This is a genomic window from Pseudomonas sp. PGPR40, from assembly GCF_022014505.1.
Lineage (GTDB): Bacteria > Pseudomonadota > Gammaproteobacteria > Pseudomonadales > Pseudomonadaceae > Aquipseudomonas.
The window spans coordinates 1-14,203 of record NZ_JAKLSP010000031.1 but is presented as its reverse complement, the minus strand read 5'-3'; the positions used below and the strand labels follow the sequence as shown (position 1 = coordinate 14,203).

Genomic DNA, 14,203 nt, shown 5'->3' with positions numbered 1-14,203 from the left:
AAGCGCGTCGGGAAGCTGAACCTTAGCGCGTTACACCGTGGCTAGACAATGGGCAGACACCGGTTTAACTATGCAAATGCCTTGCGGACCGTGTCATGGGAGAACTCGTCGGCGTGCTGCTGGACCCATTCGAGAGCGAGGGCCTGAATATCCTGCAGATCGTCGTGCGCGTCATGCTGGCGGCGGTAACGTTCGATCTGACAGACCTGTTCGCCCATCCGGGCACTGAACAGCATCTGTTCGTCAACAAAGGCGATGCCAACCAGATAGCCGCGCTTGCGTCGCAGGCACCAAGCCACATAACCCAGAAAACGCAAGTCCGGGTTCAGCGTCGGCATGCGTATTTCCAGCGCCGTACCGTGGCGCCACGCGCGGTGATAATTGCAAGCCATGCCACCGAGGCTGATAGTGTGCAGCTGTTGTCGCGAAATACACTCATGTTGGAACAACGTTAATTCAACGGGCACATCGTCAGGATGAGGAAGATAACGTCTCATGAACACGGACTCCCTGTGTCGGCCATCTGACATCGTTTCTCCCAGTATAGTGGTCGAATCGGAACTGACCGATTTCGACGTCGACCAACGGCTGTTGGCGATGAACGGCATTTCCCTGGTGATTTTTACCAGCGTCGGCTGCGCCAGTTGCCGTTTTGCCCGTGAACAATTGCCCACGTTCGATCTGGCGGTCGATCGACTGTGCTGGATCGATGCCGGCAACAATGGCGGAGTGGTGGAGCGTTATCGGGTCTTTCATTTGCCGGCGCTGTTTGTGGTGCGCGACGGTGAGTTCTTCGGGGCGCTACAGTCGCGTCTGACCTCCACGGCGCTCAATGAGGCCGTGGGTCAGGCGCTGAGTCGACAAGCAGAGGAGTTGCCATGACAGTGGCCAGGCCGACAATCGGCATTATCGGGACCGGGGCGATCGGTGGGTTCTACGGGCTGATGCTGGCGCGTGCCGGTTTCGATGTGCATTTTCTGTTGCGCAGTGAGTTTTCCGCGGTGGCCGAACGCGGCTTGCATCTTGATCATGCGTCGTTGGGCCCGCTGGTCTTGAACCCGGTCCAGGCCTATTCGTCGGCCGCAGACATGCCACCCTGCGACTGGTTACTGGTAGGCGCCAAGACCACCAATAACGCGGACCTGGCACCGGCCATTATTCAAGCCGCGGCACCCGATGCCAAAGTGCTGTTGCTGCAAAATGGCCTGGACGTCGAAGACACTCTGCGTGAGTTGCTCCCCGATTCGCTGCACCTGCTCGGCGGGCTCTGTCTGATCTGCGTCCATCGCGTTGGTCCAGGGGTCATTACCCATCAGGCGCTCGGGGCGGTGAACGTCGGCTATCACAGCGGTACCGCTGCCGATGAACAAGCGCGCATGAACATCGTCGAGGAAGGCGCCGGGCTGTTTCGCGGCGCCGGCATCGACGCCCAGGCCATGCCGAACCTGCACCAGGCGCGCTGGCAGAAACTGGTCTGGAATATTCCCTACAACGGTCTGTCGGTTCTACTCGGAGCCAGCACCACGCCGTTGATGGCGGATGCCGACAGTTGCGCGCTGATTCAGGCCTTGATGGCCGAAGTGGTTCAGGGAGCCAAGGCCTGTGGCCACGACATACCGCCGGGTTACGCCGATTATCTGTTCATGATGACCGAGAAAATGCCCGACTATTGGCCGAGCATGTACCACGACTTCCTGCACAAACGACCGCTGGAACTGGACGCGATCTACACTCGGCCACTGGCGGCGGCGAAAGCCGCGGGATGTGAATTACCGCGAATCGAAGCCTTGTATCGCAGCTTGAGTTTTATCGACCGACGTAATCACTGAGTCGGTCAAAAGGAGAGGGAAGGGCATGGCCAATGGCATAGACGACAAACTGGTGCTGGCGATTTCTTCGCGGGCGCTGTTCGACTTGAGCGAGAGCCACAAGGTTTATCTGTCGAGCGGTGTCGAAGCCTATCGGCAATACCAGATCGAACATGAAGACGAAATTCTCGAGCCCGGCGATGCGTTCCCGTTGGTCGAAAAACTCCTGAACCTGAACGCCAGTCTCGGCCGTGCCCGGGTCGAGGTAATTCTGGTGTCGCGCAACAGTGCCGACACCGGCCTGCGGGTTTTCAACTCGATTCATCACTATGGCCTGGCGATCTCGCGTGCGGCATTTGTCGGCGGGCGCAGTCCTTATCCGTACCTCAAGGCCTTTGGCTGCGACCTGTTTCTTTCGACCCATGCCGACGATGTGCGCAGTGCGCTGGATGCAGGTTTCGCCGCAGCGACTATTCTGTCGGGCGGTGCCAGTCGCGCCGCCAGCGATGAATTGCGCATTGCTTTCGACGGTGACGCGGTGCTGTTTTCCGATGAGTCGGAGCGGGTCTATCAGTCGGGAGGCCTGGCAGCGTTTCAGGCCAGCGAACGCGAATCAGCCCGCGAACCCCTGCGTGGCGGGCCGTTCAAAGGCTTCCTCGCAGCGCTCAATCTTTTGCAGCGCGAGTTCCCCGACGATGCCTGTCCGATCCGCACCGCACTGGTAACCGCGCGCTCGGCGCCGGCCCATGAACGGGTGATCCGCACCTTGCGTGAATGGGACATCCGTCTGGACGAATCGCTGTTCCTTGGGGGGCTGACCAAATCGGCTTTTCTCGAAGCCTTTGCCGCGGACGTATTTTTCGACGATCAGGCTGGCCATTGCGAGCTGGCCCGCGAAGTGGTCGCCACCGGTCACGTGCCGCATGGCATCAGTAACGAGCCGTCGATTTAAAGCGCTGCGGTTCAATGCGTTGCGCCGAACGCCGCTCTCGCCATGGCACTGCTAAGCTGAATCAATCTCCGCCATGTTGGCATTAAAGGAGGTCACTATGATTCATTCGATGCTGTATGCCACCGACCTCGGTCTGTATGCACCTTTTGTGATGCAGCATGCGTTGGCACTGGCTCGAACATTCAATGCCGACTTGTATGTGGTGCATGCGGTTGAGCCGATGGGATTGTTCGCCGAGTCGGTGCTTCAGAGTTACCTCGATGAGCAGGCCTTGAACGAGTTTCACAGTCAGGGCCTGAATACGGTGATTGCCAATATCGAGCAGCGGGTGCTCGACAGCTTTCGCGAAGAACTGGGAGATGAGGGGGAGCAGGACCTGGAACGGATTCGGGCAGTGCGGGTAGTGCAGGGCGATCCGTCGCAGGTAATTCTCGACCAGGCGCAGAAACTCTCCGTCGATTTGCTGATCGTAGGGAGTCACAGTCATGGCGCTGGCGCGGAAACGCCATTGGGTCGAACCGCTGCGCGCGTGCTGCAACTGTCCAGGGTGCCGGTCTATCTGGTGCCGCTGATGGAGCGTCGGCGCAAAGGCGATCGCTAGGACACGAATAATGGCATTTTGATAAAAAAGTTCTAGATTTATTAATCAAACCATTAATATAGTTATATATCGTCGCTGATGCCCGTGGCGTCTACCTGCTTTGAGGGATTCATATGAAGCTTCAACAATTGCGCTACATCTGGGAAGTGGCGCACCACGACCTCAACGTTTCTGCTACTGCCCAAAGCCTCTACACCTCGCAACCGGGCATCAGCAAACAGATTCGTCTACTTGAAGACGAATTGGGGGTCGAGGTTTTCGCCCGCAGCGGCAAGCACCTGACGCGTGTTACCCCGGCCGGCGAGCGCATCATCACCACCGCTGGTGAGATCCTGCGCAAAGTTGAAAGCATCAAGCAGATCGCCCAGGAATTCTCCAACGAGAAAAAGGGCACCTTGTCGATCGCCACCACGCACACCCAGGCGCGTTATGCGTTGCCACCGGTGATCAGCAATTTCATCAAGCAATACCCGGACGTTGCCCTGCACATGCACCAGGGTTCGCCGATGCAGATCGCCGAGATGGCAGCCGACGGCACCGTCGATTTCGCCATCGCCACCGAAGCGCTGGAGTTGTTCGGTGATCTGGTGATGATGCCGTGCTACCGCTGGAACCGCTGCGTGGTCGTGCCTCAGGGCCACCCGCTGACCAAGCTGTCGAAGCTGACCCTCGAAGCCCTGGCCGAATACCCGATCGTGACGTATGTGTTCGGTTTCACCGGCCGTTCGAAACTCGACGAAGCTTTCAGCCATCGTGGCCTGACACCGAAAGTGGTGTTCACCGCCGCCGACGCCGACGTGATCAAGACTTACGTTCGTCTCGGCCTCGGTGTGGGTATCGTGGCGAAAATGGCGGTCGACACCAAGCTCGATAGCGACCTGGTGGTGCTCGATGCCAGCGAGTTGTTCGAATCCAGCATTACCAAAATCGGGTTCCGTCGTGGCACGTTCCTGCGTGGTTTCATGTGCGACTTCATCGAAAAGTTCGCTCCGCACCTGACCCGCGAAGTCATGGCCAAGGCCATTCAGTGCCACAACAAACAGGAACTGGAAGAGCTGTTCGACGGCGTCGAACTGCCGGTTCATTAAATGCAGATAATCGCTAGACCACCTCGGTAACAGAAAACTGTTGCCGAGCGCCCGCCACCAGAATCTCCACTTCATCCCCTTCGAACTTGCCCAGCAGGCTTTTGCCCAGCGGCGAGCGGGGGGTGATGACGGTAATCAGTTGCCCCACCATATCAACCTTCAGCCCGGCCGCGTCGGGGGCCAGGAATAGCCATTGTTCGCGACCCGTTGCGTCTTCCAGGCCGAGCAGGGCGCCGACTTCGATACCGCGCTGATCGTCATAAGGCCGCAGAGTCAGGTTCTGGCAAAGGGTCAATGACTGCCTGATTTCTTCCACTCGTCTGGCCTGTCCGGCCGCCAGGTAAGACGCCTCCAGCCCCAGGGTGTCGTACTTGTTCTCGGCTATGTTTTCTTCGTGGGTCGCGGTTTCGTAAGCGGTTTGCGCGGCGCGCTCGGCGATGTCGAGATCGATCCGCAGCTTGTCGATAATCAGTTGGTGGACGGTCGGCTTGTGCATAGAGAGCTTCATGATCAATCGCAGAATTGCAGGACGTTGGCGCGGCTTTTTTCGCTCGGCGCAGTTTGATTTTGCTGCAGCCAGAACTGGCATTTTGGATTGGACAGATTGTGTTTGCTGCTTCTGGCCTGTTCCACCATTTGTTGCTGTTCATTCCTGCGCAGATGGTCTTCGTACTGTTCGAACATCGGGTTCTGCGGGGCAGGTTGCTCAATCACCGGAGGCTTGGCCAGTTGCTCCACCGCCTGGGCCAAGGGCGCTAATTGTTCGTTGAACAACAGACGCCAGGCGAGCCAGCACGTCAGTGCGATCGCGATGAATCCCAGCCACACACCGAGGGCAATGCTGCCGCTCAGTTGCAGCGCATTAAACTGAATCGGCAAGGGGCGGCGCGGGTTGGGACGGTAGGGCATTACTGTCTCCTGGCGGATGGTCGCGGGCAAGTGGCGATTGTCGCATGAAGATTAATCGCCGTCGGCTCTTCTGCGCGGGGTAATTTATGCGGAGAATCAGCGCCTTTGCCAACGGGAGCCTGGAATGTCTGAAATGAAAACCCGCTGGGATATTTTTTGCACCGTGGTCGACAACTTCGGCGACATCGGTGTGACCTGGCGCCTGGCCCGACAACTGGTGGCCGAACATTCAGTGGCGGTGCGCCTGTGGGTCGACGACTTGCGAGCCTTCGAGCGTTTGTGTCCGCAAATCGATATCAACGCTGCGCAGCAATGGCAGCAGGGCGTCGAGGTACGACAGTGGTCGACCGACTGGCAACCCACCGAAGCCGCTGATGTCGTCATCGCCGCATTCGCCTGCCAGTTGCCGAGTGCCTACATGGAAGCCATGGCCGAACGGGAAAAACCACCGCTGTGGATGAACCTCGATTATCTGAGTGCCGAAGACTGGGTCGTCGGCTGCCACGGCTTGCCGTCGGTAAAGTACAAGAACGTGCAGAAGTTCTTTTTCTTCCCGGGCTTTCGCAAAGGCACTGGTGGCCTGCTGCGTGAAAGTGGATTGCTGGAGCGGCGTCGGCAGTTTCAGCAAAGTCCGCAAGCTCGGCGAGAATTCCTGCAAGGCTTGGGGGTTGATCGCGCGCCGATTGCACAGCTGATCTCGTTGTTTGCCTACGAAAACACCGGGCTGGCCAGTTGGCTTGACACGATGGCGGCCGACTCGACGCCCACTCATCTGCTGGTACCCGAAGGGCGGATTCTCGGCGACGTCGAACGCTGGCTCGGCGTGGACGGGCTGACAGCCGGTGCGGTGCATGTGCGGGACGCCTTGACTGTGCAAGTGCTGCCGTTCGTCCGACAGGATCAATATGACCTGCTGCTGTGGAGCTGCGATTTCAACGCCGTGCGCGGCGAAGATTCCTTTGTTCGCGCTCAATGGGCAGGCCGTCCGCTGCTCTGGCACATCTATCAGCAGGACGAAGACATCCATCTGGACAAGCTCGATGCCTTCCTGACCCTGTACACCCAAGGCTTGTCCAAACCTGCTGGTGAGGCGATCAGCGGTCTATGGCGGGCATGGAATGCAGGTGAGACAATGACTGAACACTGGAAATCAACCCGCAAACACTGGCCTGAACTGGAAAAACATGCCGAGACATGGTGTCTGGAACAAGCCTTGCAGGCAGATCTTGCCGCAGCGCTGGTACAGTTTTACCTAAATTGGATATGATACGCGGCCTAGATTTTTGTAAATCCCATCCAAATTCGGATATTCGCAATGAAAACTGGTAAAGAACTGAAACCCGGTACCGTGATCCGTCTCGAAAACGATCCTTGGCTGGTTCAGAAAGCTGAATTCACCAAGTCCGGTCGTAACAGCGCGATCATGAAGACCAAGCTGAAGAACCTGCTGACCGGTTACAAGACCGAGATCGTTTACAGCGCCGACGACAAACTGGACGACGTAATCCTCGACCGCAAAGAAGCGACCCTGTCCTTCATCAGCGGCGACACCTTCACGTTCATGGACACCACCGACTACACCATGTACGAGCTGAACGCTGAAGACATCGAAGCCGTTCTGCCTTTCGTTGAAGAAGGCATGACCGACGTTTGCGAAGCGATCTTCTTCGAGGAACGTCTGGTTTCCGTAGAACTGCCGACCACCATCGTGCGTCAGGTTGACTACACCGAAGGTTCCGCTCGCGGTGACACTTCCGGCAAGGTGATGAAGCCTGCCAAACTGAAGAACGGTACCGAGCTGTCGGTTGCTGACTTCATCGAAATCGGCGACATGATCGAGATCGATACCCGCGAAGGCGGTTCCTACAAAGGCCGTGCTAAATAAGCACAGCCTCAGGAATGAAAAAGCCCGACCATTGAGTCGGGCTTTTTTGTGCGTTCTGGAAATCCGCGGACCCCTGTAGGAGCGAGCTTGCTCGCGAAAGCGGTATATCAGGCGACATCAATGTTGACTGTACCGCCGTCTTCGCGAGCAAGCTCGCTCCTACAGGGGACGGTATTACTTCAGGTGTTGCTTGAGTTCTTCAGACGCTTGCAACATCGCCGAGCGCACCGCGGGCACCTGGCTCACTACGTTGAGCAAACCGTAGTCGTGGATCATGCCGTTGTAGCGCACTGCCGTCACCGGTACACCCGCCTCGTCGAGTTTGCGGGCGTAGGCTTCACCCTCATCGCGCAGTACATCGGCGCTGGCCGTCTGCACCAGAGCGGGTGGCAAGCCCTTGAGTTGTGCGGTGGTCGCCCGCAGCGGTGAGGCGTAGATCTCGTTCCGTTGTTTGGCATCGGTGGTGTAGTTGTCCCAGAACCACTTCATCATGTTTTTGGTGAGGAAGTGCCCCTCGGCGAACTGGTTGTAGGACGCCGTTTCGAAGCTGGCATCCGTCACCGGCCACAACAACACCTGGAACCTGATCGCCGGCGTGCCTTTATCTTTGGCCATCAGCGCAACCACGGCTGCCATGTTGCCACCGACGCTGTTACCGGCCACAGCCAGACGTTTGCCGTCGACGTTGATCTCTTTACCGTGCTCGGCCACCCACTTCGTCGCGGCGTAGGCCTGGTTGATCGCCACCGGATAATGCGCTTCCGGCGATGGCGTGTAATTGACGAACACCGCCGCCGCGCCCGAACCCGTTACCAAATCCCGAACCAGTCGTTCGTGGGTCGGGAAGTCCCCCAGCACCCAACCTCCGCCATGGAAGAACATGAACACCGGCAGCTCGCCTTTGACCCCGGCCGGCCGAACGATGGTCAGACTGATCGGTTGGCCGTCGACCTGGATGGTTTTCTCGCTGACATCTGCTTTGGGCAGCGTCAGTTTCACTCCGGCCTGCGCGCCTACCAACACCGCGCGGGCATCGGCGGGAGTGAGCTGTTCCAGCGGTTTGCCGGTGCCGGCATTCAGTGCGTCGAGGAACGCCTGGGTATTGTGTTCAACCCCATTGCCTGCGAATGCACTGTTGATGGACAGGGCGAGAAGAGTACCGGTCAAGACTTTGCTGAAAGTGTTCATATTCATTTCCTGTTCGACCTTGGACTCAGCGGTTAGACGGTAACGTGCAGGCGCACATCGACATTGCCACGGGTGGCGTTGGAGTACGGGCAGACCTGGTGGGCAGCTTCGACCAGGCTTTGTGCATCGGCTTGCTCAAGACCCGGCAGGCTGATGTGCAGGTCGATGTCCAGACCGAAACCGCCGGGAATCTGACCGATGCCGACATGGGCGGTGATCGACGCGTCGTCCGGGATTTTGCGTTTGGTCTGGCTGGCGACGAATTTCAACGCGCCGATGAAGCAGGCGGAGTAGCCGGCGGCGAACAGTTGTTCAGGGTTGGTTGCCGCGCCGCCAGCACCACCAAGTTCTTTCGGGGTAGCGAGTTTGACGTCGAGGATGTTGTCACTGGAGATCGCACGACCGTCACGGCCGCCGGTGGAGGTTGCGATTGCGGTGTAGAGAGTTTGCATGGTGTGAGCCTCATTCGGATTTTGATGTTTTTGCGCTAAATGTTTGCGCGCTAAGTAAGTGCGAGGTGAATGTACCTCGCTAATATTTAGCGCGCAAGATAAATTTTGAAGAAAATTTGACCCGAAGTGAACGCGCTCGATTAAACGTGTTGAGTTAGAGCTGTCGAAGCGGGATTTTTGCGGGGAATTTTTTTCGAGGAAGGGAGGCGAACGAGGGGAAAGGACACCACAAAACAAATGTGGGAGCGGGCTTGCTCGCGAAAGCGGACTGTCAGCCAGCATTAGTGCTGGCTGACAGTCCGCTTTCGCGAGCAAGCCCGCTCCCACAGGGGATTCGTGGTGTTTTGTAGGTCAGAGGCTGTCTTGCAGATGACTCCGCAACGCTTGAAGATCCGCTTGCAGCTTCTTCAACTGTTCCAGCGTTTGTCCGCTGGCGCCGAGGATACACTGGGGAATATCGCGCGCCTTGTCTCGCAGCGCCCGGCCTTGCTCGGTGAGTTCGACAATCACCACCCGTTCGTCTTCACGGCTGCGGGTGCGGCTCAGCAGCCCTTCGGCTTCCAGACGTTTGAGCAGCGGGGTGAGGGAGCCGGGATCGGTCAGAAGTCGGGTGCTGATTTCGCCGACCGTCAGCCCATCCTTTTCCCATAACACCATCATCGCCAGGTACTGCGGATAGGTCAGGCCCAGCGCTTGTAGCAGCGGCTTGTAGACCTTGGTCATCAGCAGCGAGGTGGAATGCAGGGCGAAGCAGACCTGATTGTCCAGCAGCAGGTCGTCGCAGTTATCCGGGTTGTTGCGCTCGGTGTTCATTTCAAAGCCTTGATCAGTGATCGTCATGAATCTAGCGGGCGAATCTTTAATGCGCCAGATAATTCTGGACTAGTGGCGGTCCAGATTGGTTTGCAGCGCCAGATCCCATGGCGGAATGGGACTGAAACGGGTTTTCAGGTATTCCAGCAACAAGCGGCTGCGCGAACTGGGTTGCTGCTCCAGGCGCAACGCATAAATACCGGTGCTTTCCGGTTTTGGCAGACCGTTCTCGCAAAACAGCGGCAGCAGTTCGCCACGTAATAAATATTCGCTGGCGAGCCAGGTCGGCAAGTGCGCGATGCCCAATCCAGCCAGCGCACCGCAGACCAGCGCCTCGGCATTGTTGGCGCTCATGCGGATTCGAGCTGGCCGGTGCAAGTGCATCTGCCCATCTCGCTCGAAGCGCCAGGCGAACGGTGGAGCCAGACCCTCCCAGTCGAGGCCATCGTGTTCGGTCAACTGCGCCGGATCGGTCGGCACGCCACGGCGCTGCAAATAATCGGGGCTGGCGCAGGCGATGCGCACCATGCTCGCCAGCGGCGTGGCCACCAGCCGGGTATCGGCCATCTGTCCGGCACGCAACACCAGATCGACTTTGCCCAGGTTCGAGCCCTGCATGTCGACAAAGCTGTCGATCAGGTGCAATTGCACGTCGAGGCCGGGGTAAAGCGTCAGGAAGTCAGCAATTACCGGCGCCAGATGTCGGCGCCCGAAGGCTGCTGGTGCATCCACCCGAATCAAGCCTTCCGGCGCACTGCTCAGGGACACCGCTTCCGCCCGGGCCAGGCGCAGCTCAGCGACGATGCGCCGCGCACGCTCGGCAAAAGCCAGACCGGCCGGGGTCGCTCGTACCGCGTGGGTGCTGCGTATGAACAACTGGCTGCCGACCGCGCTTTCGAGGCTGTCGATGCGTCGCGCCACGGCCGAAGGCGTCAATGGATGGCGTCGGGATGCAGCGGAAAAACTGCCGCTTTCCAGCACATCGAGAAACAGGCCAAGTTGTTCGGTCAATTGATTGGGGTTCATGGTTCGTCGGCACTTGTGCGAAGTTGGCACAGCCATTGTGCGTTGCTGTGCGTTTCCCCGCCAGAGCTGACTGCGTAGGATGAACAGCCTGACAAAAGGAAAATCGCCTGTGATTGAGTTCTTGATGTATCTGGTTTTTGGCGCGGCCCTGGGAACCCTTGGCGGACTGTTCGGCATCGGTGGCGGGCTGGTCGCGATCCCGCTGCTCGGCGTGTGGTTCGGTCTTGATCAGCAGATTGCCCAAGGCACGGCGCTGGTGATGGTGGTGCCGAACGTGATGCTGGCGTTGTGGCGCTATCACCAGCGCAATCGCATCGAATTGCGTCATGCGCTGCCATTGGCCTTGATGGGTTTTTGCTTTGCCTGGATCGGTTCGATCTGGGCGGTGGGTATCGATGCGCAAACCATGCGCTTGGGCTTCGTCGCTTTCCTGATTGCGCTGTCGGCCTACAACCTGATGCGAATGTTCACCGCCAACGCACCGGCCTCTTCGCAGATGCGCTATTCCTGGCCGTGGTTGGGTGTGCTCGGCGCAGCTTCCGGGACGATGGGTGGACTATTTGGAGTGGGCGGGGCGGTGGTGGCAACGCCGGTATTGACCAGCCTGTTCGGGACCACTCAAGTGGTTGCCCAGGGGTTGGCGCTGGCGCTGGCGTTGCCGAGCACGGGTGTCACCCTGGCAACTTATGCGGTGCACGATCAGGTGCATTGGGCGATCGGTGTGCCGTTGGCGGTCGGTGGATTGATGAGCATCAGTTGGGGCGTGAGAATTGCCCACGCATTGCCGGAGCGACTCCTGCGCGGGCTGTTCTGTGGTTTTCTGGTGGTCTGCGCAGTGATGCTCGCGTTTAAAGTTTGAAACCTTCGACGATGTGCTCGGCCAGGCATTCAGTGATCGGCGAAGGGTTGTTCAGGTTGCGGATGAGCATGATGCTGGCTTCCGGCAACACTGGCAGGTCTTCGTTGGCACCAAGGATGCGCATGTCCGGTGTGATCAGGCTTTCCAGCTGCGCGGTGATCGCCAGCCCCGCGCTGACCACGGCCATCAACGCAGACAGGCTGGAGCTGTTGTAGGCAATCCGGTAGTCGCGGCCCATGGCATCCAGAGCATTGCATGCCCAGACGCGGCAGAAACAATCACTGTTGAACATCGCCAGCGGCAACGGTGTTTGCTCATGGGCGCTGAAGCATTGGGCTTCGGCCCAGACAAAACGCTCCTTGCGCAACAATTGGCCAATCTCGTTACCCGGCTCACGGGTGACGATGGACAGGTCCAGGTCCTGGCGCTGCAACAGTTGCCGGGTCGATTCGCAATGAACCTCGATCTGGATCAACGGGTAGAACTGCGCGAAGCGCGACAGGATGCCCGGCAGAAAGCGCATGACGTAATCATCGGGCGTGCCGATGCGCACGGTGCCGACCATGTGCGGCTCACGCAGGGTGTTGAAGACTTCGCTATGGAGTTTGAGGATGCGCCGCGCATAGCCCAGCAATACCTGGCCTTCGGCGGTCAGCTTGACCTGGCGCCCGTCGCGTTCGAACAGCTGGCGCTGCAACACGTCCTCTTCCAGGCGTTTCATCTGCATGCTCACCGCCGACTGGGTGCGGTTGACCATTTCACCGGCGCGGGTAAAACCGCCCTGATCGGCGATAGCGACGAAGGTGCGCAGGACATCGGTGTCGATACTGGGGTAAGCGGACATTCATCAATCTCCGAGATGTATGCCATCAGAAACATTCGTTGGATTGATCTTATCGCTGGCGCGAGACTTGGGCCATCCCTAAAGGAGGGCTACACGATGAAAGGTCACAACGAGCATGTAACGCAAGAAAAATTCTCAATCCACGCGGTATCCGATCTGCTGCACAAGTTTAGTCGCTGGTACGAACTTCACCGTGAACGTGAAATGTTGGCGGGCTTGAGCGACGAAGCACTGAAGGATATCGGCGTGAGCCGTGCGGATGTGGAGCATGAGACGGTAAGACCGTTCTGGGATGATCCGATGCATAAATGATGATGCCATCGCTACACAAACCGCTTGCGGGTGAGGTAGGTTGCGAGCAGACAAGGAGATGCTCATGCCCGCCACACTGTCTTTTTCCCTCAAACAGGCTCGGCGTCTGGCGCTGGCCGCCCAAGGGTTCAATGGGCGCCAGCCGCCGGCGGCGATCAAAGCGGTTCAGCTCAACCGGCTGATCGAACGCTTGGGCATCCTGCAGATCGATTCGGTCAATGCGTTGGTGCGTTCGCACTACCTTCCCTTGTTTTCCCGTCTTGGCAATTATTCATCCGACTTGCTCGATCAGGCTGCCTGGAGTCAAGGCCGTCGACGCACGTTGTTCGAGTACTGGGGCCACGAAGCGTCTCTGCTGCCCTTGTCGATGTACCCCTTGATGCGCTGGCGCATGCAGCGCGCGACCTGCGGCGAAGACATCTATCAGCAATTGGCGCGCTTCGGTCGTGAGCGGCAAGACACGATTCGCCGTGTGCTGGCTTCGGTTCAGGAGCTCGGTGCACTGGCTGCGGGCAGCTTGTCGACCCGACAGGAACGGGCAGGACCGTGGTGGGACTGGAGCGCGGAAAAGCATGCGCTGGAATGGCTGTTCGCCGCCGGCGAAGTGACCGTGGCCGGTCGGCGCGGCTTCGAACGGCTTTATGATTTGCCGGAGCGGGTGATTCCTTCGGCGATACTTCAACAACCTTTGCTCAGTGAGGCCGAGGCTCAGCGCGGTCTGTTGCTGCATGCCGCCAATGCGTTGGGCGTGGCGACGGAAAAGGATCTGCGGGACTATTTTCGCTTGAGCCCGGCAGACAGCCGGCCGCGTCTGGCGGAGCTGGCCGAAGAGGGTGAATTGCTGGTCTGTGAGGTTGAAGGCTGGCGGCAACCGGCCTATTGCCCGGCTGAGCCGAAAGTACCGCGCAAGGTCGAGGCCAGCGCGCTGCTTTCACCGTTCGATTCGCTGATCTGGGAACGCAGCCGTACCGAGCGATTGTTCGATTTCCGTTATCGGCTGGAGATTTATACGCCGCAGCACAAGCGCATCTACGGCTATTACGTATTGCCGTTTTTGCACCATGAGCGGATTGCTGCGCGGGTCGACTTGCGTGCCGAGCGGGCGTTGAGCCGATTGGCGGTGCATGCCGTGCATGAGGAAGAGCCGGGGCTGGATGAGGCGGGGATGCTGGCGTTGGCGGTCAATCTGCGGCAGATGGCGGATTGGTTGGGGTTGGAGCAGATTCAGTTGAATTGCCCGCGGGCGAGTGCGGCGCGGTTGCGGGTGGCATTGGTGCAGATTGATGGTGACTGAACCGACGCCTTCGCGAGCAAGCCCGCTCCCACATTTGGAATGCGGTCAACTAATGAAATGGCTACCCCCGTCCCCCTGCGATTGCCCACTAAGCTTTCGCAGGGGGCCTATCGGAGACCGTTGCCATGAAAGTAGCTATTGCCGCCATCGACCTGGGAAAACACACCTTTCA

18 protein-coding genes are annotated in these 14,203 nt (G+C 58.7%); 10 read left to right on the top strand and 8 right to left on the bottom strand.

The window, feature by feature from the left end; all coding sequences use genetic code 11:
- Positions 1-68: 68 nt before the first annotated feature.
- Complete coding sequence (locus MEB48_RS23455; protein WP_237886237.1) at positions 69-497, bottom strand: PilZ domain-containing protein; 429 nt, start codon at positions 495-497, stop codon at positions 69-71.
- On the opposite strand from MEB48_RS23455, the gene MEB48_RS23450 reads away from it, so the two are divergent.
- The 5 genes from MEB48_RS23450 (at position 496) to cysB (ending at position 4,449) form a co-directional block, all read left to right on the top strand.
- Complete coding sequence (locus MEB48_RS23450) at positions 496-882, top strand: thioredoxin family protein (protein ID WP_237886236.1); 387 nt, start codon at positions 496-498, stop codon at positions 880-882. The two genes, MEB48_RS23455 and MEB48_RS23450, sit on opposite strands and share 2 nt — an antisense overlap.
- Positions 879-1,829, top strand: a complete 951-nt coding sequence (locus MEB48_RS23445; RefSeq protein ID WP_237886235.1) for a putative 2-dehydropantoate 2-reductase — start codon at positions 879-881, stop codon at positions 1,827-1,829. The genes MEB48_RS23450 and MEB48_RS23445 overlap by 4 nt, the downstream gene beginning before the upstream one ends.
- 25 nt (positions 1,830-1,854) lie before the next feature.
- Positions 1,855-2,760: a 5'-nucleotidase gene (locus tag MEB48_RS23440; protein WP_030132329.1), complete on the top strand. Its 906-nt coding sequence runs from the start codon at positions 1,855-1,857 to the stop codon at positions 2,758-2,760.
- Between the two features lie 97 nt (positions 2,761-2,857).
- A complete protein-coding gene (locus MEB48_RS23435) occupies positions 2,858-3,361 on the top strand; it encodes a universal stress protein (RefSeq protein ID WP_095055841.1) in 504 nt (167 codons plus the stop codon).
- Between the two features lie 113 nt (positions 3,362-3,474).
- Positions 3,475-4,449: an HTH-type transcriptional regulator CysB gene (gene cysB / locus MEB48_RS23430; RefSeq protein ID WP_007899921.1), complete on the top strand. Its 975-nt coding sequence runs from the start codon at positions 3,475-3,477 to the stop codon at positions 4,447-4,449.
- A gap of 13 nt (positions 4,450-4,462) precedes the next feature.
- Here cysB and MEB48_RS23425 read toward each other — a convergent pair whose 3' ends face one another.
- Both MEB48_RS23425 and MEB48_RS23420 read right to left on the bottom strand, forming a co-directional pair.
- A complete protein-coding gene (locus tag MEB48_RS23425) occupies positions 4,463-4,945 on the bottom strand; it encodes a GreA/GreB family elongation factor (protein WP_237886234.1) in 483 nt (160 codons plus the stop codon).
- Positions 4,946-4,959: 14 nt separating this feature from the next.
- Positions 4,960-5,358, bottom strand: a complete 399-nt coding sequence (locus tag MEB48_RS23420) for a hypothetical protein (protein ID WP_237886233.1) — start codon at positions 5,356-5,358, stop codon at positions 4,960-4,962.
- Positions 5,359-5,482: 124 nt separating this feature from the next.
- On the opposite strand from MEB48_RS23420, the gene earP reads away from it, so the two are divergent.
- Positions 5,483-6,625: an elongation factor P maturation arginine rhamnosyltransferase EarP gene (gene earP, locus MEB48_RS23415; RefSeq protein WP_237886232.1), complete on the top strand. Its 1,143-nt coding sequence runs from the start codon at positions 5,483-5,485 to the stop codon at positions 6,623-6,625.
- Positions 6,626-6,673: 48 nt separating this feature from the next.
- On the top strand, positions 6,674-7,243 hold the full coding sequence (locus MEB48_RS23410) for an elongation factor P (protein WP_095055845.1): 570 nt from the start codon (positions 6,674-6,676) through the stop codon (positions 7,241-7,243).
- Between the two features lie 174 nt (positions 7,244-7,417).
- On the opposite strand, the gene MEB48_RS23405 is transcribed toward MEB48_RS23410, so the two are convergent.
- The 4 genes from MEB48_RS23405 to MEB48_RS23390 all read right to left on the bottom strand — a co-directional run bounded on the left by MEB48_RS23405 (position 7,418) and on the right by MEB48_RS23390 (position 10,722).
- Positions 7,418-8,431: an alpha/beta hydrolase gene (locus MEB48_RS23405; RefSeq protein WP_237886231.1), complete on the bottom strand. Its 1,014-nt coding sequence runs from the start codon at positions 8,429-8,431 to the stop codon at positions 7,418-7,420.
- 32 nt (positions 8,432-8,463) lie between these two features.
- On the bottom strand, positions 8,464-8,883 hold the full coding sequence (locus MEB48_RS23400; protein WP_052964019.1) for an organic hydroperoxide resistance protein: 420 nt from the start codon (positions 8,881-8,883) through the stop codon (positions 8,464-8,466).
- Between the two features lie 351 nt (positions 8,884-9,234).
- Entirely contained in the window at positions 9,235-9,696 is a 462-nt protein-coding gene (locus MEB48_RS23395; RefSeq protein WP_237886292.1) for a MarR family winged helix-turn-helix transcriptional regulator, read from the bottom strand.
- Positions 9,697-9,765: 69 nt separating this feature from the next.
- A complete protein-coding gene (locus MEB48_RS23390; protein ID WP_237886230.1) occupies positions 9,766-10,722 on the bottom strand; it encodes a LysR family transcriptional regulator in 957 nt (318 codons plus the stop codon).
- A gap of 109 nt (positions 10,723-10,831) precedes the next feature.
- On the opposite strand from MEB48_RS23390, the gene MEB48_RS23385 reads away from it, so the two are divergent.
- Positions 10,832-11,581, top strand: a complete 750-nt coding sequence (locus MEB48_RS23385; protein ID WP_442969119.1) for a sulfite exporter TauE/SafE family protein — start codon at positions 10,832-10,834, stop codon at positions 11,579-11,581.
- Here MEB48_RS23385 and MEB48_RS23380 read toward each other — a convergent pair.
- The gene (locus tag MEB48_RS23380) at positions 11,571-12,425 is read right to left on the bottom strand and encodes a LysR substrate-binding domain-containing protein (protein ID WP_237886229.1); all 855 of its coding nucleotides are present in this window, start codon (positions 12,423-12,425) and stop codon (positions 11,571-11,573) included. The genes MEB48_RS23385 and MEB48_RS23380 overlap by 11 nt on opposite strands.
- 96 nt (positions 12,426-12,521) lie before the next feature.
- Here MEB48_RS23380 and MEB48_RS23375 point away from each other — a divergent pair, with 96 nt between their 5' ends.
- On the top strand, positions 12,522-12,737 hold the full coding sequence (locus MEB48_RS23375; RefSeq protein ID WP_237886228.1) for a DUF1127 domain-containing protein: 216 nt from the start codon (positions 12,522-12,524) through the stop codon (positions 12,735-12,737).
- 64 nt (positions 12,738-12,801) lie between these two features.
- Positions 12,802-14,031: a winged helix-turn-helix domain-containing protein gene (locus tag MEB48_RS23370; RefSeq protein WP_237886227.1), complete on the top strand. Its 1,230-nt coding sequence runs from the start codon at positions 12,802-12,804 to the stop codon at positions 14,029-14,031.
- Positions 14,032-14,203 lie beyond the last annotated feature (172 nt).